We start from the raw sequence: 23668 nt of genomic DNA on the forward strand, positions 1-23668 counted from the left end.
CTGCAGCGCCCCGGGCGGCGGCGGCGCGACGGCGGGCACCGGCGCGGCCGGCAGGTCGAACCCGGCTCGCTCGGCGCGCCCCGCGGGCGGGGGCGCGAAGCGCCGCGGCGGACGGGCGGGCAGCTCGCGCGACACGAACGTGCCTCGCGCCCGGGCGGCCTCGATCCAGCCCTCGGCGGCGAGCTCGCCGTACGCGGCGAGGACCGTGTTGCGGTGCACCGCCAGCGCGCGGGCGAGCTCGCGGCTCGAGGGGAGCGCCGCCCCGGGCTCGAGCGCGCCCGAGCGCATGCGCGCGGCGAGGCCGCGGGCGATCTGCACCGCGAGCGGCGCGGGGTCGTCGCGATCGAGGGCGAGGGCGAGGGTCCAGGTGCGCACTGGTCCATCGAGTTTATCAGGACTGGACCTTTTCGCAGGACCAGCGCCGGGCCACGCTCCCGGCATGAGACGAGAGATCTTCCGCGCCGACCCGGCCCGCGCGCTGGCGCTCCTCGCCCGCGCGCCGGTCGTGCACCTCGCCACCACCACCCCCGCGGGCGCGCCCGTGCTGCGCGCGCTCGACGCAGCGGTGCTCGAGGACGGCGTCTTCTTCCACGGCGCCCACGCCGGCGAGAAGGCGACCTGCCTCGGCCGACCGGCGGTGGTGTCCGCCGAGGAGGTGGTGGCGCACGTCCCGAGCTGGATGGTGGACCCGGTGCGCGCCTGCCCCGCCACCACCCTCTTCCGGAGCGTGCAGGTGCACGGGACGCTCACGGCGGTGGAGGATCCCGCCACGAAGGCCCGGGCCCTCGAGGCCCTCATGCGCCGCTGGCAGCCCGAGGGGCGGTACCGGCCCATCGACGCCGGCGATCCGCTCTACCGCGGCGAGCTCGAGGGCGTGCGGGTCTTCTTCGTGCCCTTCGAGCGGATCGACGGAAAGTGGAAGCTCCTGCAGAACCGGACGCCCGAGGAGATCGAGCGCATCCTCCTCGGCCTGTGGGAGCGTGGCGCGCCCGGCGACCCCCTGGCGATCGAGGCGATCCGCGAGGCGAACCCCGCCGCGCCCACGCCTCCCTTCCTCGCCGCGGAGGGGGTCCGGCTGCACGCCGCCCTCGGACCCGAGGACCTCCCGGCCGTGGAGACGCTCCTCGGCGGCGAGTACTGGTGGGAGGGGGTCGCGCGGGAGCTCATCGGGCCCGCGCACCTCGGGGCGACGGCCTGGGTGGGCGCGCGGTCGCCGGACGGCGCGCTCGTCGCCTCCGCGCGCGCGGTGTCGGACGGGCGGCGCGCCTGGATCTACGACGTGGTGGTCGCGCGGTCCTGGCGCGGACAGGGCCTCGGCAAGCGGGTGATGACGCTGCTCCTCGACCACCCCGCCGTGCGGCGGACGCGCTTCGTCTGCCTCGCCACGCGCGACGCGCAGGGGCTCTACGCGCGGTACGGCTTCGTGGACGTGGCGGCCACGCCCCCGCGCTTCCCCGGCTCCTCGGACATGGTGCTCGACCGCGCCGCCGGCCTGGAAGGAGCGCGCCGCGAGGCGCCCTCGAGCGACGATCGCGGCCTCTAGATTGGCAGCGCGCCATCCCGGCGCCGCTCGAAGCCCCTTCCTACTCCGGCTTCGCGCCGTGCTTCAGCCGCTCGAGGGCCGCGTAGACGTCGGCGCGCTTCAGCCCGCGGGCGCGGGCGACCTCGCGCGCGATCGCCGACGGAGGCTCGCCCGCCGCGAGCCTGCGCGCGAGCTCGTCCGCGAGCGGCACCTCCGGCGCCGGGCGCGCGGGTGGCGCGGCCCCCTCGCTCGAGACGACGAGCGTCACCTCGCCGCGGACCTCGTCGGCGAGCCGGGCGGCGAGCTCGCGGAGGCGCCCGCGCAGGAGCTCCTCGTGGAGCTTCGTCAGCTCGCGCGCGACGAGCGCCTCCCGGTCGCCGAGCGCCTCGGCCAGATCGCCGAGCGTCTCGCGCGTCCGGTTCCCCGCCTCGTAGAGCACGAGCGTCGCCGGCGTGGCGGCGAGGAGCGCGAGGGCCTCGGCGCGTCCCGCGCCCTTGCGCGGCAGGAACCCGGTGAAGAGGAACCGGTCGGCGGGGAAGCCCGACGCGGCGAGCGCGGCGAGCGCGGCGCTCGGGCCGGGGATCGGCACGACCGTCGCGCCCGCCGCCCAGGCGGCGGCGACGAGCGCCGCGCCCGGATCCGAGACGCCGGGCGTGCCGGCGTCCGTGCAGAGCGCGACGGACTCGCCCGCGACGAGCCGCTCGACGATCGCCGCGACGCGGCCGCGCTCGTCGAAGGCCGGGAGCGACAGGAGCGCGGGCGCGGGCGCGCCGAGGTGCGCGTAGAGCTTCAGGGTCCTGCGCGTGTCCTCGGCCGCGACCGCCCGGACGCTGCGGAGCACCTCGGCGGCGCGCGGCGAGAGGTCGCCGAGGTTCCCGATCGGCGTCGCGACCACGTACAGCGTGCCGCGCCGGCCCTCATTCCGCTCGTTCGCCTCGGTCACCACAGTCCCGGCTTCCCCTCGCCGTCGAACGCCCCACGGTAGAGCTCCACCCGCGGCCCCGCCTCCTCGAACGTGACCGCGACCACGTCGAAGCGCAGCTCCTGCTCGAGGCCGCCGTTCCGGAGCGCCCAGTCGGTCGCGGCGGCCACCACGCGGCGCGCCTTGCCCCGACCGACCGTCTCCTCCGGTCCGCCCTGCGCGTCCGAGGAGCGGCTCCGCACCTCGACGAAGCACACGATCCCGCCCTCGCGGCAGACGAGGTCCACCTCACCGCGCGGAGTGCCGTGGTTGCGATCGAGGATCTCGAAGCCCTCCCGGACGAGGAACTCGGCGGCGATCGCCTCCGCCTCCCGCCCGCGGGCGCGCCGGTCGCCCTGCTGCGCCTCGCCGCCCGTCATGCCCTCACGCGGCGTGATCGGCCGCCTCCCGGAAGGCCGGATCGGCCGTGGCGTGGAGGAGCTGTCCCGGGCGGGCGAGCTGCTTCAGGAGCCGCGCCGCGAAGCGCCGCGCGCCGTCCGAGAGCCCCGCGAACGCGTCCTCGACGATGGCGACGCCCTTGCCGCCGGCGAGCGCCTGCTCGAGGAGCGCCAGCTTGATCGCGAGGAACACGAGATCGCGATCCGCGGGCGGCAGCGTCGCGGCAGCCACGACCCGGCCGCTCACCTGGACGGAGAGGTTCCCGCGCTCGTCGGCGCCGAGCGCCTGGAGCCGCTGGAAGGAGAGACCGGAGAGCGTCTGGGAGGCCTTGGCGGCGAGGCCGCGGACGACCGCGGCCGGGCTCGCGCCGCCTTCCGCGGCGGCGCGCTCGACGAGGAGGCGCAGCGCATCGCCGCCGGGAGCGGGCGTCGCACGCGGCGGCGGCGCGGGCGCCTCCTGCCGGATCGCGACCGCCGCCTCCGCCTGGAGCCGCCGGAGCTCGCCCTCGATCGACGCAGGATCGCGCACGAAGCCGCCGGCCTGCTCGGAGAAGGTCGCCTCCGCCGCCCGCAGCTCTCCCTCCACCTGCGCCCGCTCCGCGGCCAGGCGCTGCGCCTCGGGCGCGGCCTGCCACTCCGCGACCCGGCGGCGCCACTCCGCGACGACCGCGTCCGCGTCCTCGACCCGCGAGAGCAGCTCGCGGAGCTCCGGCACGCCCTGCACGCCGGCCGTCTTGAGCGCCGCGCGAACCTCCTGCGCGTCGCGCTCGAACGCCCCCTGGAGCTTCCGCTCCCAGTCGTCGACGACGCGCCTGCGGCGAGAGACGCGCTCCCACGCCTCGAGGCGGCCGACCCACTCCCACGCCACCCACGCCGCGGTGCCGAAGGCTGGCACCGCGAGGAGCGCCGCGTGGCGGAGCTCCGACCCGGCCGCCGCGGCGGCGGCGCCGCCGATCGCGAGCGCGGCGCCGGCGCCTGCCCCGGCCCAGAACGGGATCCCGCGCCAGGGCGCCACCGGCGCCCCCCGCGCGTCCACCTCGTCGAGCGAGGCGCGCTCCGCCGCGGCGCGCTCGAGCGCCTCCGCGCGGCGCGCGCTCCCTCGCTCGTACGTGACGAGCTTCGCCTCCGCGTCGCCGAGCGCGGCGCCGGCGGCCGCCGCCGCGTCGAGCTCCGCGCGCGCCTCGAGCGCGCGCTCGAGACCGTCGCGGAGGCGATCTCCGGCGCGGAGCGCCTCCCCCAGCGCGGCGAGCCGCGCCTGCAGCCGATCCAGGCGCTCCTGGAGCCCCTCGGCGACGCGCGCCTGCGCGAGCTCCGCCTCGAGCTGGGCGACGCGACGGCGCGCCTGCTCAGGCGAGAGCGTCGCGCGCGGGGGGGCGGCGCGGGACGGCTCCACGCCCGGGCCCTGCCGCGAGGGCAGCTCCGCCGCGGACAGCGAGAGCAGCGCGGAGAGACGCGCCGGGGTGGGGACGCCCACGGTCGAGCGGAGGAGCTCGCGGATCTCGGCGAGCTCCTGCGAGACCGGCGCGAACGCCCGCTTCTCCGCGTCGAACCGGTGGAGCTGGCAGCCGACCGCGAAGTCGCGCACGAGCCGGTAGGTGACGCGGTCGTCGCCGACGAGGGTCAGCCCCGCGCGCATGCCCGCGCCCGCGGGGCCGGTGCCCGCACGCGGCAGCGCCTCCGCGTCGCGCGGATCCGGGTGCAGCAGCGCCTCGAGGAGGCGCCGCAGCGCGGGGCCGTCCGCGGCGACGACGTTGTAGCCGGGACGAAGCGTCGCGCGGCCGCCCGAAGGCGCCACGCCACGCACGCCCTGCGCTGCGAACTCGAGGAGGATCACGCTCGGGGGCGCATGTTAGCGCCCGACGCGCGGCCCGGGAAGGCGCGCACGCGCACGAGCGAGGAGGTGGAAGCGCACCGGAGGCGCGCTCCCACCTCGTCGCCAGAGGGGAACGTCAGGCCTGCGGCGGAGCCGCGGGGGGCGGAGCCGCGACGGCGGCGCCGGGGGTCGGGCCCTCCTCCTGGTGGAGGCGGGCCGCCTTCCCCTGCAGCTCGCGCAGGTAGTACAGGCGCGAGCGGCGGACCTCGCCGTGGCCCAGGACCTCGATCTTGTCGATCCGCGGGCTGTGGACAGGGAACATGCGCTCCACGCCCACCCCGTAGCTCATCTTCCGGACCGTGAACATCGACGACCCGGGGGTGCCCCGCCGGTAGGCGATGACCACGCCCTCGAAGATCTGGATGCGCTCCTTGTCGCCCTCCTTGATCTTCGTGTGGACGCGGACGCTGTCCCCGGAGCGGAGCTCGGGGACGTCGTTCCGCACGTACTTCGCCTGGATGTCGGCAATCGCCTTGCGCAGCATGATCGATGCTCTCCTTTACAGCTCGTCGTCTCCGGCGTCGATGAGCCGGAGGTCGTTCTCCGTGAGGCGCGCCCTCGCGAAGAGGTCCGGCCTCCGCTCGCGCGTGACGCGCAGCGCCTCGCGCCGCCGCCACCGCTCGATGCGCCGGTGGTCTCCCGAGAGGAGGACCTCCGGAACCTTCATCCCCCGGAACTCCGGGGGCCTCGTGTACTGCGGGTACTCGAGGAACGTGTCCTCGCCCGCGAAGCTCTCTGCGCCGGCGGACGCCTCGTTGCCGAGCACGCCCGGCACGAGCCGCGCGGCGGCGTCGACGACGCAGAGCGCCGCGAGCTCGCCGCCCGTCAGGACGAAGTCTCCGATCGAGACCTCCATGTCCACCGCCGCCAGCACCCGCTCATCCACCCCTTCGTAACGGCCGCAGACGAGGACGAGCTTGCCGTGAGTCGAGAGCCGCCGCGCCAGCGCCTGGTCCAGCGCCAGGCCCCGCGGGCTCGTCATCACGACGAGCGCGCCGGGCAGCCTGGACCGCGCCGCCTCGATGGCCTCCGTGAGCGGCTCGGGCTTCATCACCATGCCGGCGCCGCCGCCGTAGGGCGCGTCGTCGGTCACGCGGTGCTTGCCCCGGGCGTGCTCCCGGACGTCCGACACGGTCACCGACACGAGCCCTGCCTCGCGCGCCTTCCCGAGGATGCTCTCCGCGAGGTACCCCTCGCACATCCGCGGGAACAGCGTCAGGATCTCCACCTCGAGCCGCGCGCTCATCGCGCCTCCGCGGGATCCCCGCTCGTCGTGAACCGGCCGAACCTCACGTCCTCGTCTCCTGCGGCCTCCTTCCGTCTCTGCGCTCTAGTCCAGAAGCCCTTCGGGCGGATCCACCACCACGCGCCGCCCCGCGACGTCCACCTCGACGTAGGGCGCGAGCGGCACGAGCTTCTCTCCGCCGTCCTCCGTCGTCACCACGAGCACGTCCACGCCGCCCGTGTCGTACAGCCCCGTCACCGTCCCGACCGCCGCGCCCGCCGCCGTGACCACCGGCAGGCCCTCGAGGTCGGCCCAGTAGTGCCGCGCCTCGCCTGGCTCCGGCAGGTCCTCGCGATGCGCGAGCACCTCCGCCCCGACCCACGCCTCCGCCGACGTCCGGTCGGAGACCCCTTCCACCTTCACCGCCCAGACCCGGCCCTGCGGCCGCGCCTCGACCACCTCCCGCATCGGCGGCTCGGGCTCGTCTCCGCGCCGGAGCGCGATCCGAGTCACCGTCGTGAGCGCGCCCTCGGTCCCGGCCACCCCGAGGTGGCCCTTCAGGCCGATGGCCCGGACGACCTTGCCGAGCCGGACGAGCGCCACGTCAGTCGAGGATGTCGAGCACCGCCCGGCGTCCCTCCCTGCGGGCGGCGGCGTCGAGCACGGTCCGGAGCGCCTTCGCGGTCTTGCCACCTCGCCCGATGACGCGCCCGAGATCGTCGGGGGCGACGGAGAGCTCGAGGACCGTCGCGCGATCGCGCTCGAGCACCTCGACCTTCACCGCGTCCTTCCGCTCGACGAGCTCGCTGGCGAGCCAGAGGACGAGGTCGCGCATCGGAGCCGCCCTACGCCTTCTTCTCGGCCGGCGCCGCGCCCTTGGCGCGCTTGAGGATCATCGCGACGGTCTCGCTGGGCTTCGCGCCGACCTTGATCCAGTGCTCGATGCGCTCGACCTTGAGCTCGATCCGCTCGGGCACGAGCGTCGGATCGTAGATGCCGACGTCCTCGATGTACTTGCCGTCGCGGGAGTTGCGCGAGTCGGTGGCGACCACGTGATAGAAGGGCGCCTTGTGCGTGCCCGCGCGCGACAGCCGAAGAACCACTGCCATGTGTCCTGCCTCCTAAATCCTTGGAACGCGGAGCGTTTTCCCCGGCCAGGCGCGGCGGGGACTCCACGAAAAGTGGGTTTCTTTACGCCAACTTAGGCTGGGTGTCAAGACGAGCCGGCGCCGGGCTCTGCGTCCCGCTCGGCCGCCTCGCCCCCCGGATTCGCCGCGCCACGCTGGCGGCGCGCCCGCGGCAGGCGGCGCGCACGCAGCGCCGAGAGGTGTCCCCGGGGGAGCAAGCGCAGCGCCGCGACGTAGGTCACCCCGGCGGCCAGCACGCCGAGCATGCCTCCCGCCGCGAGGTCGGCGGCCCAGTGAGACCCCATCCGGACCCGCGCCATCGCGCAGAGCGCCGCGAGGGCCAGCACGGTGAGCGCTCGCCTGCCGTAGACCAGGAGCGAGAAGGTCGCGAACGCCGCGACGCCGGCGGCGTGAGGCGCTGGGAACGCCGCGCGGAGGAGCGGCGCGAAGCCGCTCGCCTCCAGGGGACGGGGCGCGGCCCCCGCCGCGCGGGCGGCGAGCGCGACCCCCACCGCGAGGAGGATGGAGATCGCTGCCGGCGCGACCGCCTTCAGGACCCCTCGGACCTCCCCCTCGAGCCACGAGTAGAGCGCGAGGGCGACGAGCACGAGCATCCACGGCTCGCACGCCACGAGCAGCGCCGCCATGGGCAGCTCGAGCGCTCGGGACTGGAGCGCGGCGTTCGCGGCTCCGAGCGGATCCTGGGCGTAGAGCGGCGGCATCGGGGCGGTCCGTTTGTACCAGCGCGGCCCCCTGTGCGGAAGGCGGGACGGCGAAAACGAAAGGGCCGCGCGCGAACGGCTCGCGCGCGGCCCAGGCGGCCCTGCGGGGGAGCGCCCGGATTACTCCTCGGCGCCCTTCTTGGCCTTGGCCTTGGCCTTCGGCTTCGCGGCGGCGGCCTTCTTCGGCGCCTTCGCCTTGGGGGCCTTGGGCTCCTTCGCCTTGGCGGTCTTCTTCTCGCCCTCGCCCTCGCCCTCGGCCTGCGCGGGGGCGCGGTCGACGAGCTCGATCACGGCCATCTCGGCGTTGTCGCCGACGCGGCGGCCGACGCGGACGATCCGCGTGTAGCCGCCGGGCCGCGCCTTGAAGCGCCCGGCGAGGGAGTCGAAGAGCTTGTTCAGGACCTCGACGTCCTTCACCTCGCGGTTCGCGAGCCGCCGGTGGTGCGCGGAGCCGCGCTTGGCGAGCGTGATGACCTTGTCGGCGAAGCGCTTCAGCTCCTTCGCCTTGGGCGTGGTCGTGACGATGCGCTCGTGGCGGAAGAGCGACGTCACCATGTTTCTCAGCATGGCCGTGCGGTGCTCGGTGGTGCGATCGAGCCGGCGGCCGACGACGCGGTGCTTCATCTTGGGTGTCTCCTATCGGTCCAGGTTCGCTAGACCTTGGGGGCGCCCTGCGGCGCCGCCTTCGGCGGCCAGTTCTCGAGCTTCATCCCGAGCGAGAGGCCCATCTCGGCCAGGATCTCCTTGATCTCCTTGAGCGACTTCCGGCCGAAGTTCTTCGTCTTCAGCATCTCGGCCTCGGTCTTCTGGACGAGATCCCCGATGGTCTTGATGTTCGCGTTCTGGAGGCAGTTCGCGCTGCGGACGGAGAGCTCGAGCTCGTCCACCGAGCGGAAGAGGTTCTCGTTGAGCTTCTGCTCCTCGACCGGCTTCAGCTCCTCGGCGGGCTCCTCGGCCTCGTCGAAGTTGATGAAGATCGAGAGCTGCTCCTTCACGATCTTGGCGGCGTAGGCCACGGCGTCGTTCGGCGCGACCGACCCGTCGGTCCAGACCTCGAGCGTCAGCTTGTCGTAGTCGGTCTGCTGGCCGACGCGGGCGTTCGTGACCTGGTAGTTCACCTTCCGGATCGGGCTGAAGAGCGCGTCGATCGGGATGGTGCCGATGGGCTGCCCCGGCACCTTGTTCTTGTCCGCCGGGACGTAGCCGCGGCCGCGGCGCGCGGTGAGCTCCATCCGGACCCGGCCGCCCTCGCTGATGGTGAGGACGTGGTGGCCGGGGTTCAGGACCTCGACCTGGCCGTCGGCGATGATGTCGCCGGCCTTGATCTCGCGGGGCCCGTCCGCCTCGATCCGGAGGGTCTTCACCTCGTTGGTGTGGATCTGGAGGAGGACTTCCTTGAGGTTGAGGATGATGTCGGTGACGTCCTCGGCGACCTCGGGGATCGTCATGAACTCGTGCTCGACGCCCTCGATCTTCACCGAGGTGATCGCGGCGCCCTGCAGGCTCGAGAGCAGCACGCGCCGGAGCGAGTTGCCGAGGGTGATGCCGAAGCCGCGCTCGAGCGGCTCGGCGACGAACTTCCCGTAGGTGTTCGAGAGGCTCTCCTGGTCCACGACCAGGCCGCGCGGCTTGATGAGATCGCGCCAGTTCTTCGTGACGATCGGATCGACCATGGGCTGTCTCCTCTGCCGCCGCCCCCTCCCCTCGTCCGCTCAGCCAGGCGGTGGGGGATCCGTGGGACGCGCGACTCCTTGGATGTGATGAGCGGGCCGGCGTCTCTTGCTCGCCGACCCGCTCGAAGGCTCTGACCGCGTCCGGCGCGCCGGACCGCTCGCCCTGAGCCTGCCGAAGGGCGCTCGACTACTTCGAGTACAGCTCGACGATGAGCTGCTCCTGGATCGGCATGGTGATGTCCTCGCGCGAAGGCTGGGTCTTCACCGTGCCCTTGAAGCCGCCCTTGTCGAGCTCCAGCCAGCCGGGGACGCCGCGGCGGTCGACCGCCTCGAGCGCCTCGCTGATCCGGACGACCTTCTTCGAGCGATCCCGCAGCTCGATCTTGTCGCCCGCGCGGCACATGTAGCTCGGGATGTTGACCTTGCGGCCGTTCACCTTGAAGTGGCCGTGCCGGACGAGCTGCCGCCCCTCGTTGCGCGTGTCGGCGAAGCCGAGGCGGAACACGACGTTGTCGAGCCGGAGCTCGAGCGTCTGGAGCAGGTTCTCGCCGGTCTTGCCCTTGGCGGCGGCGGCGTTCTGGTAGGCGTGGCGGAACCCGGCCTCGAGGAGGCCGTACATCCGCTTCACCTTCTGCTTCTCACGGAGCTGGACGCCGTACTCCGAGAACTTCACGCGCCCCTGGCCGTGCTGGCCGGGAGGGTAAGGGCGGCGCTCGATGGCGCACTTGTCGGTGTAGCACCGGTCGCCCTTCAGGTACATCTTGAGGTTCTCCCGGCGGCAGAGCCGGCAGACGCTTTCGTTGTAGCGAGCCACGTTCGTTCTCCTGACTAGACGCGGCGGCGCTTCGGCGGCCGGCAGCCATTGTGCGGGATCGGGGTCACGTCCCGGATGAGCGTGATCTTGAGCCCGGCGGCCGAGAGCGCGCGGAGCGCCGACTCTCGGCCCGCGCCCGGCCCCTTCACGAGCACCGAGACGGTCTTGAGGCCGTGCTCCATCGCCTTGGCGGCGGCGTCACCGGCGGCGACCTGGGCGGCGAACGGGGTCGACTTGCGCGATCCCTTGAAGCCGCGCGCGCCCGCGCTCGACCACGAGATCACGTTCCCCGAGGCGTCGCAGATCGTGATCATCGTGTTGTTGAAGGTCGAGGCGATGTGCACGATGCCCGCCGCGATGTTCTTCTTCACCCGCTTCTTCCCCTTCTTCGGGGTCACGGGCGAGGCGGTCACCGGCTCGATGCCGCCGAGGTTCGGCGCCGAGGGTGCGGCGGCGGCCTCCTCCGGCTTCTTCGTCTGCTGCTTCTCGTCAGCCACTCTGAGCTCTCCGGTCTTGAGGCGTTCGGTTACTTCGGCGCCGGGGCGGCGGCGGGCTTCCGCACGAGGCCCTTCTTCGGACCCTTCCGCGTGCGCGCGTTCGTGTGGGTGCGCTGGCCGCGGACCGGGAGGCCCTTGCGGTGACGCAGGCCGCGGTAGGCGCCGAGATCCATGAGCCGCTTGATGTTGAGCGAGATCTCACGACGGAGGTCGCCCTCGACCTTCACGTTCTGCTCGATGGTCTCGCGGATGCGACGGACCTCGTCGTCCGTGAGGTCCTTCGTCCGCGTGGTGACGTCCACCTTGGCGCGGTCGCAGACGGCCTGCGCGGTCGTCTTGCCGATGCCGTAGATGTACTGGAGGGCGACCTCGATCCGCTTCTCGCGGGGGAGGTCGACGCCGGCGATGCGAGCCATTCGTCTCTCCGTTACTCGCCGGGCCCTAGCCCTGGCGCTGCTTGTGGCGGGGGTTGGCCGGGCAGATGATCCGCACGGTGCCCTTGCGCTTGATGACCTTGCACTTGTCGCAAACCTTCTTGACCGACGCGCGGACCTTCATGACCCGTTCCCTTCCGCTCGTGGTTTCGAACCACGAAGTCCTGCTCCAAAGACGAAAAACCCCGCCGCTACGGCCGGCGGGCCTGGCGGCTCGGTAGCGCTCCGTGGCGCGCCCGGCGTAGCCGCCCGTATTCTCCGGGCTTTCCCGGGAGGCCACCCGACTCGAGCGGCCTCAACGAAGCGGGCCCTATAACATAGCGAAACCGCGGCTGCAAGCGGCTCCGCGTGGGCCTGCCCGGGATCCGCCCCGGTACCTGCCCTATCTGCTCCCCCCGACCGGCCCGCCCCTCCCGAGGGTGAGCACCTCGGGCCCATCCTCCGTGATCGCCACCGTGTGCTCGAAGTGCGCCGAGAGGCTGCCGTCGGCGGTCACGGCGGTCCAGCCGTCCTCGAGCGTCTCCACCGCGCGCCCGCCCGCGTTCACCATCGGCTCGATGGCGAGGACCATCCCGGGCCGCAGCGCGGTCCCGGAGCCGCGGGTCCCGAAGTTCGGGACCTGGGGCGCCTCGTGCAGCCGCCGCCCGATGCCGTGGCCCACGAAGTCCCGGACGACCGAATAGCCCTGCGGCTCGACGCACGCCTGCACGGCGGCGCCGAGGTCGCCGACGTGGGCGGCCGGCCCCGCCGCCGCGATGGCGCGCCGCAGCGACTCGCGCGTCGCCTCGAGCAGCCGCGTCGCCTCCGCGCTCACCCGGCCGACCGGCACCGTGCGCGCCGAGTCGCCGAACCAGCCGCCGAGCACGACCCCGAAGTCGAGGCCGACGATGTCGCCCTCCCGCAGGACGCGTCCCTCGGAGGGGATGCCGTGGACCACCTCGTCGTTCACCGAGACGCAGAGCGACGCCGGGTAGCCGTGGTACCCGAGGAACGCCGGCTCGGCGCCGCGGTCGCGGGCACGCGTCCGGGCGAGCCGGTCGAGCTCGGCCGTCGTGACCCCCGGCGCCACGGCCGCCTCCAGCTCGTCGAGCACCGCGTGCACGACGAGGCACGCCTCGCGGATCCGCGCGATCTCGTCGCGCGTGCGCAGGTCGATGCGCTCGCGTGCGCGCCCGTCCATCATTCGCGTCCGCCGCGGCCCTACTTCGGGAGGACCGCCCTCGTGGCGGCGAGGATGCCTTCCGGCGTGCCGATGCCGTCGACGTTCGAGAGCAGGCCGCGCTCGCGGTAGAAGCGCTTCAGCGGCTCGGTCTTGTTGCCGTACTCGGCCATCCGCTTCTTCACGTTCTCGGGCTTGTCGTCGTCGCGCTGGACGAGCCCCGCGCCGTCGCGGTCGCAGTAGCCCATGCGCCGCGGCGGATTGGCCGAGACGTGGTAGACGGCGCCGCACTTCGGGCAGCTTCGCCGGCCGCTGATCCGCTCGACGACCGCCTCCTCGGCGACGTCGTACGAGACGACGCGCGTGAGGGAGCGGCCCATCGACTGGAGCAGCCCGTCGAGGTACTCCGCCTGCGCGATCGTACGCGGGTAGCCGTCGAGGATGAACCCGTCGGCGACGTCGGGCCGGGACAGGCGGTCCTTCACGAGGGCGTTCGTGACGTCGTCCGTCACGAGGCCGCCTGCGTCCATGATCGCCTGGATCTGCTTGCCGAGCTCGGTCCCGCGCGCCTTGTGGTCGCGGAACATGTCGCCCGTCGAGATGTGCGGGACGTGGAACTCGGCGGAGAGCAGCTTCGCCTGGGTGCCCTTGCCGGCCCCCGGCGGTCCGAGCAGGATGAGGATCATCGCGACCTCCGAGACGCAGCGGGCCTCGCGCCTCGCGAGGCCCACCGTGCGTCAGGCGTTGACGGCCTGTCCTGTCGAGAGCCTGCGGCCACGGATCCGCGGGCCGCGGGGGCCGGTGAAGCCCTCGTAGTGCCGCGTGATGAGGTGTCCCTCGATCTGCTGCACCGTGTCGAGCGCGACGCCCACCACGATGAGCAGCGAGGTGCCGCCGAAGTAGAAGTTGATGTTGAACTCGTTCGTGAGGATCGTGGGCAGCACGCACACCGCGGCGAGGTAGATCGCGCCGCCGAACGTGATGCGCGACAGGACGTAGTCGATGTAGTCCGCCGTCTTCTTGCCCGGCCGGATGCCCGGGATGTAGCCGCCGTACTTCTTGAGGTTGTCGGCGACGTCCACCGGGTTGAACGTCACCGCGGTGTAGAAGTAGGCGAAGAAGATGATGAGGACGACGTACAGCACGTTGTAGATCCAGCTGCCCGCCTGGATCGCGGTGGACACGCGGCTCAGCGCCGGGAACCAGCCCGCGAGCGTCGCCGGGAAGAGCAGCAGCGACGACGCGAAGATCGGCGGGATGACGCCCGAGGTGTTCACCTTCAGCGGCAGGTGCGTCGACTGGCCGCCGTAGAGCTTCCGGCCGACGACGCGCTTCGCGTACTGGACCGGGATACGGCGCTGCCCGCGCTCGACGAAGACGATCGCCCCGATCACCACCACCATGATGGCGAGGAGGACGACGACTCCGAGCTCGCTGATCTGGGAGCCCGGCGCGCGGAAGGAGCGGTAGGTGTTCCACGCCGCGGCGGGGGCGCGCGCGACGATGCCGGCGAAGATGATGAGCGAGATGCCGTTGCCGACCCCGCGCTCGGTGATCTGCTCGCCCATCCACATGATGAACGAGGTGCCGGCGGCGAGCGAGATCATGGTCAGGAGCCGGAAGCCCCAGCCCGGATCGGCGACCACCGCGATGCCGGCGGGGTCGCGCAGCGTCTCGAGGTAGGTGGCGATCCCGTAGCCCTGGATGGCCGAGAGCACGACCGTGAGGTAGCGCGTGTACTGGGTGATCTTGCGCCGCCCGAGCTCGCCTTCCTTCTGCAGCTTCTCGAGGGCCGGGACGACCACGGTGAGGAGCTGCAGGATGATCGACGCCGACACGTACGGCATGATGCCGAGCGCGAAGATCGACAGCTGCTCGAAAGCGCCGCCGGAGAAGAAGTTCAGGAGCCCGAGCAGGTTGCCGGACGAGACGACGTTCTGCATCGCCTGCCGGTCCACGCCGGGAGTGGTGACGTAGATGCCGAGCCGGTAGACGGCGAGCATCCCGAGGCTGAAGAGGAGCCGCTTCCGGAGCTCCGCGATCTTGAAGATGTTCACAAGCCCGCTGACTGCCATGCGGTCCCCTTTCGCCCTGCGCCCGACGCGCGGCGCGCCGCGTGGCGCGGCCGCCGTCGTGCCATCCCCGCCCTACTTCTTCGCCTGAGCCTTCTTCGCGGCCTTGGCCTTCTCGTACATCGTGACGGGCGCGGGGATGACCTCCACCTTGCCGCCCGCCTTCTCCACCGCGGCGCGGGCGCCGGCGGTCACGCGGTGCACCTTGACGGTGACCGCGCTCTTGAGCTCGCCGCCGCCCAGGAGGACGACGCCATCGCGGTTCCCGCGCACGAGCCCCGCGCTCTTCAGCGCGGCGGGATCGACGAGGCCGGTGAGGCCCTCGAGATCGCCGACCTTGACCTCCTCGAGGTCGCGGCGGAAGACGTTCTTGAAGCCGAACTTCGGGAGGCGACGCTGGAGCGGCATCTGGCCGCCCTCGAACCCCTCGAAGTGCATGTTGCCGGAGCGGGCCTTCTGGCCCTTGCCGCCGCGGCCCGCCGTCTTGCCGAGGCCGGATGCCTGGCCACGGCCGACGCGCGTGCGCTCGCGGTTCGCGCCCTTGGGCGCCTTGAGCTTGGAAAGCGACATGGAGCGTTCTCCTTTTATCACGGGGCGGACGGCTGTCTAACCCTGCCGGGCCGTCGCCTTCGCCTTCCTGGCCTTACGCCCCTCGGGCGCAGGCTGGTCTACCCGCTCCCACTCGACGAGGTAGGAGACCTTCGCGATCATCCCCATCGTCTGCGGCGTGTCGGGCAGGATCTTCGTGGAATCGCGCTTCTTGAGGCCGAGGCCCGCGACGATCGTCCGATGCGCGGCGGGACAGCCCGCGAGCCCGCGGACGAGCTTCACCTGGATGGCAGCCATGATGTCTCCTTACGCCCCGCCGAGCTCGGCGGCCTGCTTGCCGCGCGCGCGGGCGGCGTCGTCCGCGGAGCGCAGCCTCTTCAGGCCCGCCACGGTCGCCTTGAGGACGTTGTGCGGGTTGCGCGAGCCCTGGCACTTCGTCAGGACGTTGCGGATGCCGGCCGCCTCGAGGACCGCGCGAACGGTGCCGCCGGCGATCACGCCGGTGCCCTCGCCCGCGGGCTTGAGGAGCACCCAGCCCGCGCCGAAGTGACCGAGCACCTCGTGGGGGATCGTCGTCCCGACGAGCGGAACCCTGAAGAGGTTCTTCTTCGCCTGGTCGCCGCCCTTGCGGATCGCCTCCGGGACCTCGTTCGCCTTCCCGAGGCCCACGCCGACGTAGCCGTTGCCGTCGCCGACGACGACGAGCGCCGAGAAGCTGAACCGGCGGCCGCCCTTCACGACCTTCGCCACGCGGTTGATGTGGACGACCTTGTCCTGGAGGTCGAGCTCGTTCGCGTTGATGGGAGTAGCCATTCGAAACCTTTCCGTCACCTAGAACTTGAGCCCGGCCTCGCGCGCGGCCGCGGCCACCGCCTCGACGCGCCCGTGGTAGTCGAACCCGTTGCGGTCGAACACGACCGCCTCGATCCCCTTCGCCATGGCCGCCTTCGCGAGGGCCGCGCCCACGCGCTTCGCCGCAGCGGTCTTGTCGTCGTCCTTGATCTCGTCCTTGATCGCCTTCGCGTTCGTGGCAACGGAGACCAGGGTGGTGCCCGTCGTGTCGTCCACGAGCTGGGCGTACATGTGCTTGAGGCTCTTGTAGATGGTGAGCCGGGGGCGCGCGGCGGTGCCGGAGATCTTCCGGCGGATGCGAGCCCTGCGCTTCTCGCGCGACGTGACGTGCTGCGCCATGACGTTCCTCCTTGCGGCGGCGACGGTTCAGCCGCCGCATGAGCGGGGTGGATGCCGGCCTAGGCGGCGCCGGTCTTGCCTTCCTTGCGGCGGACGATCTCCTCCGCGTACTTGATGCCCTTGCCCTTGTACGGCTCGGGCGGGCGGAGCGCGCGGATCTTGGCCGCGGTGAGGCCGAGGAGGTGCTTGTCCACGCCCTTCACCGTGAGCTTCGTCTGCTTCGCGTCGACCTCGGCGGTCACGCCCTCCGGCAGCTTGAACACCACCGGGTGCGAGAAGCCGAGGGCGAAGTGGATATCCTTCCCCTTCACCTCGGCCTTGAAGCCGACGCCGCTGATCTCCAGGCCGCGCTCGTAGCCCTTCACGACGCCATCGAGCGCGTTCTTGACCAGCGTGCGGGTGAGGCCGTGCAGACCCTTCGACTCGGGGGAGTCGTCGGGGCGCGTGACCGTCACCTCGCCCTTGTCGACCGCGACCTTCACGCGCGGGTTCGTGGGGAAGGACATCTTGCCCTTGGGCCCCTCGATCTTCACGAGGTGGCCGTCCACGGAGACCTTCGCCTTCTCCGGGATTTTGACGGGCAGCTTGCCGATGCGAGACATCTCGGTCGCTCCCTTACCAGACGGTGCAGATCAGCTCGCCGCCGACCTTCTGCTTGCGAGCCTCGCGGTCCACCATCACGCCCTTCGACGTGGAGAGGATCGCGATGCCCATGCCGTTCAGCACGCGTGGAATCGAGTCGGTCGGCACGTAGCGCCGCAGCCCCGGCTTCGAGACCCGCTTGATGTCGCTGATCGCCGGCTCACGGTCGCCGCTGTACTTGAGGACGATGGTGATCGCGCCCTGGGGCCCGTCCTGGTGAAGGACGAAGTCCTTGATGAAGCCCTCCTCGCGGAGGACCTCGGCGATGCGGACCTTCAGCCGGGACGTGGGGACCAGGACCTTCTCGTGACGCGCGTTCGAGGCGTTGCGGATGCGCGTCAGCATGTCGCCAATGGGATCGGTGAAGCTCATTCGCGTCTCCCTTACCAGCTCGACTTGATGACGCCGGTGATCTCGCCCTGCAGCGCGCGCTGGCGGAAGCAGAGACGGCACATCTGGAACTTGCGCAGGAACGCGCGGGGCCGGCCGCACAGCGGGCAGCGGTTGTACTGCCGGACCGGGAACTTCAGCTTGCGCTTGGCCTGCGCCATCTTCGAAAGCTTCGCCATGGGATCTCCTTTTACTGACGGAACGGCATGCCGAGGTGGCGAAGGAGCGCTCGGCCCTCCTCGTCGTTCCGGGCGGTCGTGACGACCGTGATGTTCATCCCTTTGATCTTCTCGACCTTGTCGTAGTTGATCTCGGGGAAGATGATCTGCTCGCGCACGCCGAGCGTGTAGTTGCCCTTCCCGTCGAACGCCTTGGGCGAGACGCCCTTGAAGTCGCGCACGCGCGGGAGGGCGATCGACACCAGGCGGTCGAAGAACTCGTACATGCGATCGCCGCGGAGCGTGACCATCGCCCCGATCGACTGGCCCTGGCGCAGCTTGAAGTTCGCGATGGACTTGCGCGCCTTCGTCACGACCGGCTTCTGGCCGGTGATGGAGGACAGCTGCTCGACGGAGGCGTCGATGATCTTGCCGTTGTTGATCGCCTCACCGAGCCCCATGTTCACGACGATCTTCTCGAGCTTCGGGGCCTGCATCGGGTTCGTGAACCCGAACTCCTTCATCAGCTCGGAGCGGACCTCCTGCTCGTACCGCTCCTTCAGACGCGCTGCCATCGTGCTCTCCTTGCCTTCGGCCGGCCTCTTCCCGTGCCGGGCGATGCGTTTTCCTACGAACTCTCCGCGCCGTCCAAATCCCGACGGCGGAAACCCCGCCTACTTCGCGGCCTTCTTCTTGTCGGACCGGGCCTTCTCCTTGGCGCCGAGGTCGCGCGCGATCTTCTCGCGGCGGACGGGCTTGTCGCCCTGGAGCACCATCACGTTGGAGATGGCGACGGTGCCCTCCTTCTCGAGGATCCCGCCCTCCGGCGTGGCCTGGCTGCGCCCCTTCTTCAGGTGGCGCTTCACGGTCATGAGCTTCTCGATGCGGACGCGGCCCTTCTCGGGAAGGAGCTCGAGGACCTTGCCCTGCTTCCCCTTCTCCTTGCCGGCGATGATCTTGACCGTGTCGCCCTTGCGGATGCCCGGCATGGTTACAGCACCTCCGGCGCGAGGCTGATGATCTTCATGAACTTCCGGGCGCGGAGCTCGCGCGCCACCGGCCCGAAGATGCGCGTGCCGATGGGCTCGAGGTCCTTGTTGATGAGGACCGCCGAGTTCCCGTCGAAGCGGATGTAGCTGCCGTCCGGCCGCTTGACCTCGCGGCTCGTGCGCACGATGACGGCGCGGGCGACCTCGCCCTTCTTCACCTTGGCCTGGGGGATCGCCTCCTTGACCGAGACGACGATCACGTCGCCGATCGAGGCGTACTTGCGGCGGGTGCCCCCGAGCACCTTGATGCACTGGACCTTCTTCGCGCCGGAGTTGTCGGCGACGTCGAGCATCGTCTGCTGCTGGATCATGGCCTAGACCTCCGCCTTCTCGAGGGTCTCGGCGACGCGCCAGCGCTTGTCCTTGGACATCGGACGCGTCTCGACGATCCGGACCTTGTCGCCGATCTGGCAGTCGTTGTTCTCGTCGTGCGCCTTGTACTTCTCGGCGCGCTTCACGATCTTCCCGTACTTCGGGTCGGTCACCCGGCGCTCGACCTTGACGACCACGGTCTTCGCCATCTTGTTCGAGACGACCACGCCGATGCGGGACTTGCGGTTGCCGCGCTCCATGTCGATCACTCCTTCGCCTTCCCGGCCTGGGCCGCGGCGAGCTCCTTCTCGCGCGCGACCATGAGGATGCGCGCGATCTCGCGCTTGGTCTTGGCGAGGTCGGCGGTCGAGTCGAGCACGCCGGTCGAGTGCTTGTTCTTGAGATCGAAGAGCGTCTGCTTCAGCTCCGCCGCGCGGGCGAGGAGATCCTTCCGCTCCAGGTCGCGCAGCTCGTTGACGGTCGCCATCGCTCGTTCCCTCCTACAGCGTGGTGCCGCGCTTCACGACCTTGGTCGCGACGGGCAGCTTGTGGGCGGCGAGGTGGAACGCCTTCTTCGCAGACTCGTCGTCGACGCCGGAGAGCTCGTAGAGGACGCGGCCCGGCTTCACGACGGCCACGTAGTACTCCACGTTGCCCTTGCCGGTGCCCATTCGAGTCTCGGCGGGCTTCTTCGTGATGGGCTTGTCCGGGAAGACCCGGATCCAGAGCTTGCCGCCCCGCTTCACGTAGCGGGTGATCGCCACGCGCGCGGCCTCGATCTGGCGTGAGGTGAGCCAGCCGCACTCGGTGGCCTGCAGGCCGTACTCGCCCTGGTTCAGATCCGAGCCGCGGTAGGCCTTCCCCCGCATGCGGCCCTTCATCATCTTGCGGTACTTCGTTCGCGCCGGCTGAAGCATGTGCGTCTCCTAGAGGTGTCCTGGGCGCGGCTCAGGGCCGGGCGCCGCCGCTGCTCCGCGGCTGGCGCACAGGGGTGGTCTGCGGCAGCACCTCGCCGCGCATGATCCAGACCTTGCAGCCGATCTTGCCGTAGGTGGTCTTCGCCTCGGCGAAGCCGTAGTCGATGTCCGCGCGGAGCGTGTGGAGCGGGACGCGGCCCTCGCGGTACCACTCGTACCGCGCCATCTCGGAGCCGCCGAGGCGGCCGGAGCAAGCCACGCGGATGCCCTTCGCGCCGAACTTGAGGGCGGTCTGGACCGCCTTCTTCATGGCGCGGCGGAACGCGATGCGCCGCTCGAGCTGGGTCGCGATGTTCTCCGCGACGAGCTGCGCGTCCGTCTCGGCCTTACGGACCTCGACGACGTTCAGGTAGACCTCGTTCTCGGTCTTGCCCTGCAGCTCCTTCTTGATCGTCTCGATCCCCGCCCCCCGCTTGCCGATCACGATGCCCGGCCGCGCGGTGTGGACGTTGATCTTCACCTTGTTCGCGGCGCGCTCGATCTCGATGCGGGAGATGCCGGCCTGGCCGAGCTTCTCCTTCACGTACTCGCGGAGGTGGATGTCCTCGTGGAGCCACTTCGCGTAGTTCTTCTCTTCGTACCACTTCGAATCCCAGGACCGGATGACGCCGAGCCGGAACCCGATCGGATGGACTTTCTGTCCCATGTGCTCTCCTCGATTCCCTTGGGTTCCAGGCTACTGCGCGGTTCCGAGCTCGACGTAGACGTGGCTCGTCTTCTTCTCGATGCGGAAGGCGCGGCCCATCGCGCGCGGCATGAAGCGCCGCATCTTCGGGCCCTGGTCCACCGTCAGCGTCTTCACGACGAGCGCGTCGACGTCGACGCGGCCGCCGTTCTGCTCGGCGTTCGCGACCGCCGAGCGGATGAGCTTCGAGAGGTGCTTCGCGGCCGCCTGGGGCGTGAACTTGAGCACCGCGAGCGCGTCGCCGACGGGCATGCCCCGCACCTCGTTCGCGACGAGCCGCACCTTGCGCGGCGCGACGCGGAGGAAGCTGAGGGATGCGTGCGGCCCCGGCGCCGGCTTCGCGGGCCGGTTCGGCTTGGAACGGCGCGCGGGCACCGGCTGGCGAACGCGCTTGGCGCCCTTCTTCGTGGTCTGGGTCTCGGCCATGTCCGTTCCCTCGCTACTTCCTGGCCGGCGCCGGCGCCGCCGCGGCCTTCTTCTCGGCCGAGTGGCCGTGGAAGGTGCGCGTCGGGGCGAACTCGCCGAGCTTGTGGCCGACCATGTTCTCGGTCACGAACACCGGGACGAACTTCCGCCCGTTGTGGACCGCGAACGTGTGGCCGACGAAGTCCGGCAGGATCGTGCTCCGCCGCGACCAGGTCTTGATGACCGACTTCTTGTTGCCCTTGTTCGCGTCCTCGACCTTCTTCGTGAGGTGCTTGTCCGCGAACGGGCCCTTCTTGATCGAACGCGCCATGAGTCGCTGTCCCTTCTCGCTCGCTACTGGGGCGTGTTGCGCGGCCCGGGCTTGCGGCGCGAGACGATGAACTTGTCAGTGCGGCGGTTATTGCGAGTCTTCTGGCCCTTGGTCTTCTGGCCCCACGGCGAGACCGGGTGCGGGTTGCCCTGGCCGGACTTGCCCTCGCCGCCGCCGTGCGGGTGATCGACCGGGTTCATCGCGAGACCGCGCACGGTCGGGCGCTTGCCCAGCCAGCGGCTCTTGCCCGCCTTGCCGAGCCTGACGCTCGAGCTCTCGACGTTCGAGAGCTGGCCGATGGTCGCGCGGCACTCCTGGAGGACCTTGCGGACCTCGCCGGAGGGCATGCGGATCTGGGCGTACAGCCCCTCCTTCGCCATCAGCTGGCCGAAGGAGCCCGCGGAGCGGATCATCTTGCCGCCGGAGCCGGGCTGCGACTCGACGTTGTGGAGCACCGTGCCGAGCGGGATCGCCTTGACCGGAAGCGCGTTGCCCGGGCGGATGTCGACCGTCTCGCCGGAGACGAGCGTGTCCCCGACGTTCACGCCCACCGGCGCGAGGATGTAGCGCTTCTCGCCGTCGGCGTAGTGCAGGAGCGCGATGCGCGCCGTGCGGTTCGGGTCGTACTCGACCGCCGCGACCTTGGCCGGCACGCCGTCCTTGTCGCGCCGCCAGTCGATCACGCGGTAGCGGCGCTTGTGGCCGCCGCCGATGTGGCGGGTCGTGATGTGGCCGTGCGCGTTGCGGCCGCCCGACTTGCGGACGGGCTGCGTGAGCTTCTTCTCCGGCTTGGACTTCGTGATCTCCGCGAAGTCCGACACCGTCATGAGCCGCCGGGCGGGGCTCGTCGGCTTGTACTGTTTGAGGGCCATGTTGGTCTCCGTCCCCTCGCCTCTACGTCCCCTCGAAGAGGGCGATCGTCTCGCCTTCCTTGAGGGTCACGAAGGCCTTCTTCCAGTTGGGGCGGCGGCCGACGTTCCGGCCGACGCGCTTGTTCTTCCCGCGCGCGATGGCGGTCCGCACGTCGAGGACGTGCACGTTGAAGAGCTTCTCCACCGCCTGCTTCACCTGGATCTTGGTGGCGTCCCGGTGCACCTCGAAGGCGTACTGGCGGTACGCCTCGCGGGCCTGCTCCGCCTTCTCGGTGATGAGCGGACGCTTCACCACGTCCTGCATGGCGAGGTTCATGAGAGGCTGGCCTCCAGCTTCTTCGCGGTCTCGGCCGTCAGCACGAGCGCGTCGTGCTTCAGGATGTCGTAGACGTTGAGCCCCTCGGCGGCGAGGAAGTCCGAGCCGTCGAGGTTGCGCACGCTCCTCGCGAGCGAGGCGTTCGCGGCCGCGTCGACGACGAGCGCCTTCTTCGCGCCGAGCTTCGCGAGCACCTTCGCCGCGGCGGAGGTCTTCGGCTCCGCCGGCTTCCACTCCTGCACGATGACGAGCTTCTGCTCCTGGCTGCGGAGCGCGAGCGCGGCGCGCAGGGCTGCCTTCCGGACCTTCTTCGGCACGTCGTAGGAGTAGTCGCGCGGCTTCGGCCCCATCGCCTTGCCGCCGCCCACCCACTGCGACGCCCGGGTCGAGCCCTGGCGGGCGCGGCCGGTGTGCTTCTGCTTCCAGGGCTTCTTGCCGCCGCCGGACACGAGGGACCGGTTCTTCACGGCGTGGGTGCCCGAGCGATCGGAGGCGAGCTTCGCCTTCACCACCTCGTAGAAGAGGTGCTCGTTCACCTCGCCCGCGAAGACGGCGTCGGCGAGCTCGATCTCGCCCACCTTCTTCTTGTCGAGGTCGTAGACGTCGAACTTGGCCATAGGGTCCTCGACTACTTGATCTCCACGTCCACGCCGGCCGACAGGTCGAGCTTCATGAGCGCGTCGAGCGTCTGAGGCGTCGGCTCGAGGATGTCGAGCAGCCGCTTGTGCGTGCGGATCTCGAACTGCTCGCGCGACTTCTTGTCGACGTGCGGGCTGCGGAGAACGGTGAACTTGTTGATCCGGGTGGGGAGCGGGATCGGTCCCGCCACCTTCGCGCCCGTGCGCTTCGCGGTCTCGACGATCTCCCCGGCCGACTGGTCGAGCAGCTTGTAGTCGTAGGCCTTGAGCCGGATCCGAATCTTCTGAGTCGCCATCGGAAAGCCTTCTCTCCATCACTCGGCGCGGCGCGGAGCGCCGGCCCGCAACGTCTGCGGACCGGAGGCCCCGCCGTTCGCCGGTGGTGCTACCTACTGGATGACCTCGGCCACGACGCCCGCGCCGACAGTGCGGCCGCCCTCGCGAATCGCGAAGCGCAGCTCCTTCTCCATCGCGATCGGGGTGATGAGCTCCACCTCCATCGCGATGTTGTCGCCGGGCATCACCATCTCGACGCCCGCCGGGAGCTGCACCGAACCCGTGACGTCCGTCGTGCGGAAGTAGAACTGCGGGCGGTAGCCGTTGAAGAACGGCGTGTGGCGCCCACCCTCCTCCTTCGTCAGGACGTACACCTCGGCCTTGAACTTGGTGTGCGGCG

The 23668-nt window shown here is 71.1% G+C and carries 40 protein-coding genes and 1 pseudogene; 1 reads left to right on the forward strand and 40 read right to left on the reverse strand.

The window, feature by feature from the left end:
* Positions 1-375 (reverse strand): GntR family transcriptional regulator (locus MNY60_RS18545; protein ID WP_242361423.1); only part of this gene is annotated, 375 nt, incomplete at its 3' end.
* Between the two features lie 64 nt (positions 376-439).
* Between MNY60_RS18545 and MNY60_RS18550 the strand changes: the two genes are divergently transcribed.
* The gene (locus tag MNY60_RS18550) at positions 440-1543 is read left to right on the forward strand and encodes a GNAT family N-acetyltransferase (RefSeq protein WP_242356100.1); all 1104 of its coding nucleotides are present in this window, start codon (positions 440-442) and stop codon (positions 1541-1543) included.
* A 40-nt stretch (positions 1544-1583) separates the two neighbouring features.
* Here MNY60_RS18550 and rsmI read toward each other — a convergent pair whose 3' ends face one another.
* The 39 genes and pseudogenes from rsmI to tuf form a co-directional block, all read right to left on the reverse strand.
* Positions 1584-2465: a 16S rRNA (cytidine(1402)-2'-O)-methyltransferase gene (rsmI, locus tag MNY60_RS18555; RefSeq protein ID WP_242356098.1), complete on the reverse strand. Its 882-nt coding sequence runs from the start codon at positions 2463-2465 to the stop codon at positions 1584-1586.
* On the reverse strand, positions 2462-2863 hold the full coding sequence (locus MNY60_RS18560; protein ID WP_242340088.1) for a YraN family protein: 402 nt from the start codon (positions 2861-2863) through the stop codon (positions 2462-2464). The genes rsmI and MNY60_RS18560 overlap by 4 nt, the downstream gene beginning before the upstream one ends.
* Before the next feature lie 4 nt (positions 2864-2867).
* A complete protein-coding gene (locus tag MNY60_RS18565) occupies positions 2868-4715 on the reverse strand; it encodes a hypothetical protein (protein WP_242361425.1) in 1848 nt (615 codons plus the stop codon).
* Between the two features lie 115 nt (positions 4716-4830).
* Positions 4831-5238, reverse strand: coding sequence for a 50S ribosomal protein L19 (gene rplS / locus MNY60_RS18570; RefSeq protein WP_242340090.1), 408 nt, complete (start codon positions 5236-5238; stop codon positions 4831-4833).
* 15 nt (positions 5239-5253) lie between these two features.
* Positions 5254-6000: a tRNA (guanosine(37)-N1)-methyltransferase TrmD gene (gene trmD, locus MNY60_RS18575; RefSeq protein WP_242356094.1), complete on the reverse strand. Its 747-nt coding sequence runs from the start codon at positions 5998-6000 to the stop codon at positions 5254-5256.
* A gap of 84 nt (positions 6001-6084) precedes the next feature.
* The gene (gene rimM, locus MNY60_RS18580; protein ID WP_242356092.1) at positions 6085-6582 is read right to left on the reverse strand and encodes a ribosome maturation factor RimM; all 498 of its coding nucleotides are present in this window, start codon (positions 6580-6582) and stop codon (positions 6085-6087) included.
* A 1-nt stretch (position 6583) separates the two neighbouring features.
* Positions 6584-6814, reverse strand: a complete 231-nt coding sequence (locus tag MNY60_RS18585) for a KH domain-containing protein (RefSeq protein WP_242340093.1) — start codon at positions 6812-6814, stop codon at positions 6584-6586.
* A 10-nt stretch (positions 6815-6824) separates the two neighbouring features.
* On the reverse strand, positions 6825-7088 hold the full coding sequence (gene rpsP, locus MNY60_RS18590; RefSeq protein ID WP_242356088.1) for a 30S ribosomal protein S16: 264 nt from the start codon (positions 7086-7088) through the stop codon (positions 6825-6827).
* Positions 7089-7192: 104 nt separating this feature from the next.
* Complete coding sequence (locus MNY60_RS18595) at positions 7193-7828, reverse strand: phosphatase PAP2 family protein (protein ID WP_242356086.1); 636 nt, start codon at positions 7826-7828, stop codon at positions 7193-7195.
* Between the two features lie 120 nt (positions 7829-7948).
* Entirely contained in the window at positions 7949-8452 is a 504-nt protein-coding gene (gene rplQ, locus MNY60_RS18600) for a 50S ribosomal protein L17 (protein ID WP_242356084.1), read from the reverse strand.
* Between the two features lie 29 nt (positions 8453-8481).
* Positions 8482-9501: a DNA-directed RNA polymerase subunit alpha gene (locus MNY60_RS18605; protein ID WP_242340097.1), complete on the reverse strand. Its 1020-nt coding sequence runs from the start codon at positions 9499-9501 to the stop codon at positions 8482-8484.
* A gap of 187 nt (positions 9502-9688) precedes the next feature.
* Complete coding sequence (gene rpsD, locus MNY60_RS18610; protein ID WP_242340098.1) at positions 9689-10315, reverse strand: 30S ribosomal protein S4; 627 nt, start codon at positions 10313-10315, stop codon at positions 9689-9691.
* Positions 10316-10329: 14 nt separating this feature from the next.
* Positions 10330-10713 carry a 30S ribosomal protein S11 gene (gene rpsK, locus MNY60_RS18615; protein ID WP_242340123.1) on the reverse strand — a complete coding sequence of 128 codons (384 nt, stop codon included), beginning with the start codon at positions 10711-10713 and terminating at the stop codon, positions 10330-10332.
* Between the two features lie 128 nt (positions 10714-10841).
* Complete coding sequence (gene rpsM / locus MNY60_RS18620; protein ID WP_242340099.1) at positions 10842-11228, reverse strand: 30S ribosomal protein S13; 387 nt, start codon at positions 11226-11228, stop codon at positions 10842-10844.
* Between the two features lie 25 nt (positions 11229-11253).
* Positions 11254-11370 (reverse strand): 50S ribosomal protein L36, encoded by a 117-nt coding sequence (gene rpmJ, locus MNY60_RS18625; RefSeq protein ID WP_242340100.1) that lies wholly within the window; start codon positions 11368-11370, stop codon positions 11254-11256.
* Between the two features lie 258 nt (positions 11371-11628).
* Positions 11629-12426, reverse strand: a complete 798-nt coding sequence (gene map, locus MNY60_RS18630; protein WP_242340101.1) for a type I methionyl aminopeptidase — start codon at positions 12424-12426, stop codon at positions 11629-11631.
* Positions 12427-12446: 20 nt separating this feature from the next.
* A complete protein-coding gene (locus tag MNY60_RS18635) occupies positions 12447-13091 on the reverse strand; it encodes an adenylate kinase (protein ID WP_242356082.1) in 645 nt (214 codons plus the stop codon).
* 51 nt (positions 13092-13142) lie between these two features.
* Positions 13143-14480, reverse strand: coding sequence for a preprotein translocase subunit SecY (secY, locus tag MNY60_RS18640; protein ID WP_242340103.1), 1338 nt, complete (start codon positions 14478-14480; stop codon positions 13143-13145).
* Between the two features lie 72 nt (positions 14481-14552).
* Positions 14553-15047: a 50S ribosomal protein L15 gene (gene rplO / locus MNY60_RS18645; protein ID WP_242340104.1), complete on the reverse strand. Its 495-nt coding sequence runs from the start codon at positions 15045-15047 to the stop codon at positions 14553-14555.
* 36 nt (positions 15048-15083) lie between these two features.
* Complete coding sequence (rpmD, locus tag MNY60_RS18650; protein WP_242340105.1) at positions 15084-15323, reverse strand: 50S ribosomal protein L30; 240 nt, start codon at positions 15321-15323, stop codon at positions 15084-15086.
* A gap of 9 nt (positions 15324-15332) precedes the next feature.
* Positions 15333-15839: a 30S ribosomal protein S5 gene (gene rpsE, locus MNY60_RS18655; RefSeq protein WP_242340106.1), complete on the reverse strand. Its 507-nt coding sequence runs from the start codon at positions 15837-15839 to the stop codon at positions 15333-15335.
* A gap of 18 nt (positions 15840-15857) precedes the next feature.
* The gene (gene rplR / locus MNY60_RS18660) at positions 15858-16217 is read right to left on the reverse strand and encodes a 50S ribosomal protein L18 (RefSeq protein WP_242340107.1); all 360 of its coding nucleotides are present in this window, start codon (positions 16215-16217) and stop codon (positions 15858-15860) included.
* A 59-nt stretch (positions 16218-16276) separates the two neighbouring features.
* Entirely contained in the window at positions 16277-16819 is a 543-nt protein-coding gene (gene rplF, locus MNY60_RS18665; RefSeq protein WP_242340108.1) for a 50S ribosomal protein L6, read from the reverse strand.
* Positions 16820-16832: 13 nt separating this feature from the next.
* Entirely contained in the window at positions 16833-17231 is a 399-nt protein-coding gene (gene rpsH / locus MNY60_RS18670) for a 30S ribosomal protein S8 (RefSeq protein WP_242340109.1), read from the reverse strand.
* An 11-nt stretch (positions 17232-17242) separates the two neighbouring features.
* Positions 17243-17428 carry a type Z 30S ribosomal protein S14 gene (locus tag MNY60_RS18675; protein ID WP_242340110.1) on the reverse strand — a complete coding sequence of 62 codons (186 nt, stop codon included), beginning with the start codon at positions 17426-17428 and terminating at the stop codon, positions 17243-17245.
* An 11-nt stretch (positions 17429-17439) separates the two neighbouring features.
* Positions 17440-17982, reverse strand: a complete 543-nt coding sequence (gene rplE / locus MNY60_RS18680) for a 50S ribosomal protein L5 (protein WP_242340111.1) — start codon at positions 17980-17982, stop codon at positions 17440-17442.
* A 99-nt stretch (positions 17983-18081) separates the two neighbouring features.
* A complete protein-coding gene (gene rplX, locus MNY60_RS18685; protein WP_242340112.1) occupies positions 18082-18396 on the reverse strand; it encodes a 50S ribosomal protein L24 in 315 nt (104 codons plus the stop codon).
* A 2-nt stretch (positions 18397-18398) separates the two neighbouring features.
* Entirely contained in the window at positions 18399-18767 is a 369-nt protein-coding gene (rplN, locus tag MNY60_RS18690; RefSeq protein ID WP_242340113.1) for a 50S ribosomal protein L14, read from the reverse strand.
* A gap of 3 nt (positions 18768-18770) precedes the next feature.
* A complete protein-coding gene (gene rpsQ, locus MNY60_RS18695; protein WP_242340114.1) occupies positions 18771-19028 on the reverse strand; it encodes a 30S ribosomal protein S17 in 258 nt (85 codons plus the stop codon).
* A 5-nt stretch (positions 19029-19033) separates the two neighbouring features.
* Entirely contained in the window at positions 19034-19255 is a 222-nt protein-coding gene (gene rpmC / locus MNY60_RS18700) for a 50S ribosomal protein L29 (RefSeq protein WP_242340115.1), read from the reverse strand.
* A 13-nt stretch (positions 19256-19268) separates the two neighbouring features.
* Positions 19269-19685, reverse strand: coding sequence for a 50S ribosomal protein L16 (gene rplP / locus MNY60_RS18705; protein WP_242340116.1), 417 nt, complete (start codon positions 19683-19685; stop codon positions 19269-19271).
* A gap of 31 nt (positions 19686-19716) precedes the next feature.
* A complete protein-coding gene (gene rpsC / locus MNY60_RS18710; protein WP_242340117.1) occupies positions 19717-20391 on the reverse strand; it encodes a 30S ribosomal protein S3 in 675 nt (224 codons plus the stop codon).
* 30 nt (positions 20392-20421) lie between these two features.
* Positions 20422-20856, reverse strand: coding sequence for a 50S ribosomal protein L22 (gene rplV, locus MNY60_RS18715; RefSeq protein WP_242340118.1), 435 nt, complete (start codon positions 20854-20856; stop codon positions 20422-20424).
* 13 nt (positions 20857-20869) lie between these two features.
* The gene (gene rpsS / locus MNY60_RS18720) at positions 20870-21166 is read right to left on the reverse strand and encodes a 30S ribosomal protein S19 (protein WP_242340119.1); all 297 of its coding nucleotides are present in this window, start codon (positions 21164-21166) and stop codon (positions 20870-20872) included.
* A 23-nt stretch (positions 21167-21189) separates the two neighbouring features.
* Positions 21190-22038: a 50S ribosomal protein L2 gene (gene rplB, locus MNY60_RS18725; protein ID WP_242340120.1), complete on the reverse strand. Its 849-nt coding sequence runs from the start codon at positions 22036-22038 to the stop codon at positions 21190-21192.
* Between the two features lie 22 nt (positions 22039-22060).
* On the reverse strand, positions 22061-22354 hold the full coding sequence (locus MNY60_RS18730) for a 50S ribosomal protein L23 (RefSeq protein WP_242340121.1): 294 nt from the start codon (positions 22352-22354) through the stop codon (positions 22061-22063).
* A complete protein-coding gene (gene rplD / locus MNY60_RS18735) occupies positions 22351-22971 on the reverse strand; it encodes a 50S ribosomal protein L4 (RefSeq protein ID WP_242340122.1) in 621 nt (206 codons plus the stop codon). Before rplD ends, MNY60_RS18730 begins: the two co-directional genes overlap by 4 nt.
* A gap of 11 nt (positions 22972-22982) precedes the next feature.
* A complete protein-coding gene (rpsJ, locus tag MNY60_RS18740; protein WP_011421000.1) occupies positions 22983-23288 on the reverse strand; it encodes a 30S ribosomal protein S10 in 306 nt (101 codons plus the stop codon).
* Positions 23289-23381: 93 nt separating this feature from the next.
* Positions 23382-23668 (reverse strand): annotated as a pseudogene (gene tuf / locus MNY60_RS18745) (elongation factor Tu); the annotation flags it as partial.

Origin of the sequence: Anaeromyxobacter sp. SG17 (assembly GCF_022690695.1) — a bacterium.
Classification (GTDB): domain Bacteria; phylum Myxococcota; class Myxococcia; order Myxococcales; family Anaeromyxobacteraceae; genus Anaeromyxobacter; species Anaeromyxobacter soli.

What these genes read in the sequence shown, in the direction of transcription:
- rplE (WP_242340111.1), bottom strand. Translation starts at nt 17,982, where the DNA reads ATGGCAGCGCGTCTGAAGGAGCGGTACGAGCAGGAGGTCCGCTCCGAG.
- rpsM (WP_242340099.1), bottom strand. Translation starts at nt 11,228, where the DNA reads ATGGCTCGCATCGCCGGCGTCGACCTCCCCCGCGAGAAGCGGATCGAG.
- rplS (WP_242340090.1), bottom strand. Translation starts at nt 5,238, where the DNA reads ATGCTGCGCAAGGCGATTGCCGACATCCAGGCGAAGTACGTGCGGAAC.
- rplF (WP_242340108.1), bottom strand. Translation starts at nt 16,819, where the DNA reads ATGTCTCGCATCGGCAAGCTGCCCGTCAAAATCCCGGAGAAGGCGAAG.
- rpsJ (WP_011421000.1), bottom strand. Translation starts at nt 23,288, where the DNA reads ATGGCGACTCAGAAGATTCGGATCCGGCTCAAGGCCTACGACTACAAG.
- rplV (WP_242340118.1), bottom strand. Translation starts at nt 20,856, where the DNA reads ATGGCCGAGACCCAGACCACGAAGAAGGGCGCCAAGCGCGTTCGCCAG.
- rpsP (WP_242356088.1), bottom strand. Translation starts at nt 7,088, where the DNA reads ATGGCAGTGGTTCTTCGGCTGTCGCGCGCGGGCACGCACAAGGCGCCC.
- rplP (WP_242340116.1), bottom strand. Translation starts at nt 19,685, where the DNA reads ATGCTTCAGCCGGCGCGAACGAAGTACCGCAAGATGATGAAGGGCCGC.
- MNY60_RS18595 (WP_242356086.1), bottom strand. Translation starts at nt 7,828, where the DNA reads ATGCCGCCGCTCTACGCCCAGGATCCGCTCGGAGCCGCGAACGCCGCG.
- rplO (WP_242340104.1), bottom strand. Translation starts at nt 15,047, where the DNA reads ATGTCGCTTTCCAAGCTCAAGGCGCCCAAGGGCGCGAACCGCGAGCGC.
- MNY60_RS18585 (WP_242340093.1), bottom strand. Translation starts at nt 6,814, where the DNA reads ATGCGCGACCTCGTCCTCTGGCTCGCCAGCGAGCTCGTCGAGCGGAAG.
- MNY60_RS18675 (WP_242340110.1), bottom strand. Translation starts at nt 17,428, where the DNA reads ATGGCGAAGCTTTCGAAGATGGCGCAGGCCAAGCGCAAGCTGAAGTTC.
- rplR (WP_242340107.1), bottom strand. Translation starts at nt 16,217, where the DNA reads ATGGCGCAGCACGTCACGTCGCGCGAGAAGCGCAGGGCTCGCATCCGC.
- MNY60_RS18730 (WP_242340121.1), bottom strand. Translation starts at nt 22,354, where the DNA reads ATGAACCTCGCCATGCAGGACGTGGTGAAGCGTCCGCTCATCACCGAG.
- rpmC (WP_242340115.1), bottom strand. Translation starts at nt 19,255, where the DNA reads ATGGCGACCGTCAACGAGCTGCGCGACCTGGAGCGGAAGGATCTCCTC.
- MNY60_RS18550 (WP_242356100.1), top strand. Translation starts at nt 440, where the DNA reads ATGAGACGAGAGATCTTCCGCGCCGACCCGGCCCGCGCGCTGGCGCTC.
- MNY60_RS18635 (WP_242356082.1), bottom strand. Translation starts at nt 13,091, where the DNA reads ATGATCCTCATCCTGCTCGGACCGCCGGGGGCCGGCAAGGGCACCCAG.
- rpsQ (WP_242340114.1), bottom strand. Translation starts at nt 19,028, where the DNA reads ATGGAGCGCGGCAACCGCAAGTCCCGCATCGGCGTGGTCGTCTCGAAC.
- MNY60_RS18605 (WP_242340097.1), bottom strand. Translation starts at nt 9,501, where the DNA reads ATGGTCGATCCGATCGTCACGAAGAACTGGCGCGATCTCATCAAGCCG.
- rplB (WP_242340120.1), bottom strand. Translation starts at nt 22,038, where the DNA reads ATGGCCCTCAAACAGTACAAGCCGACGAGCCCCGCCCGGCGGCTCATG.
- rplQ (WP_242356084.1), bottom strand. Translation starts at nt 8,452, where the DNA reads ATGAAGCACCGCGTCGTCGGCCGCCGGCTCGATCGCACCACCGAGCAC.
- rplD (WP_242340122.1), bottom strand. Translation starts at nt 22,971, where the DNA reads ATGGCCAAGTTCGACGTCTACGACCTCGACAAGAAGAAGGTGGGCGAG.
- secY (WP_242340103.1), bottom strand. Translation starts at nt 14,480, where the DNA reads ATGGCAGTCAGCGGGCTTGTGAACATCTTCAAGATCGCGGAGCTCCGG.
- rpsS (WP_242340119.1), bottom strand. Translation starts at nt 21,166, where the DNA reads ATGGCGCGTTCGATCAAGAAGGGCCCGTTCGCGGACAAGCACCTCACG.
- trmD (WP_242356094.1), bottom strand. Translation starts at nt 6,000, where the DNA reads ATGAGCGCGCGGCTCGAGGTGGAGATCCTGACGCTGTTCCCGCGGATG.
- rpsE (WP_242340106.1), bottom strand. Translation starts at nt 15,839, where the DNA reads ATGGCTACTCCCATCAACGCGAACGAGCTCGACCTCCAGGACAAGGTC.
- rplN (WP_242340113.1), bottom strand. Translation starts at nt 18,767, where the DNA reads ATGATCCAGCAGCAGACGATGCTCGACGTCGCCGACAACTCCGGCGCG.
- rplX (WP_242340112.1), bottom strand. Translation starts at nt 18,396, where the DNA reads ATGCCGGGCATCCGCAAGGGCGACACGGTCAAGATCATCGCCGGCAAG.
- rpsC (WP_242340117.1), bottom strand. Translation starts at nt 20,391, where the DNA reads ATGGGACAGAAAGTCCATCCGATCGGGTTCCGGCTCGGCGTCATCCGG.
- rpmD (WP_242340105.1), bottom strand. Translation starts at nt 15,323, where the DNA reads ATGGCTGCCATCCAGGTGAAGCTCGTCCGCGGGCTCGCGGGCTGTCCC.
- rpsH (WP_242340109.1), bottom strand. Translation starts at nt 17,231, where the DNA reads ATGAGCTTCACCGATCCCATTGGCGACATGCTGACGCGCATCCGCAAC.
- rpmJ (WP_242340100.1), bottom strand. Translation starts at nt 11,370, where the DNA reads ATGAAGGTCCGCGCGTCGGTCAAGAAGGTTTGCGACAAGTGCAAGGTC.
- MNY60_RS18560 (WP_242340088.1), bottom strand. Translation starts at nt 2,863, where the DNA reads ATGACGGGCGGCGAGGCGCAGCAGGGCGACCGGCGCGCCCGCGGGCGG.
- map (WP_242340101.1), bottom strand. Translation starts at nt 12,426, where the DNA reads ATGGACGGGCGCGCACGCGAGCGCATCGACCTGCGCACGCGCGACGAG.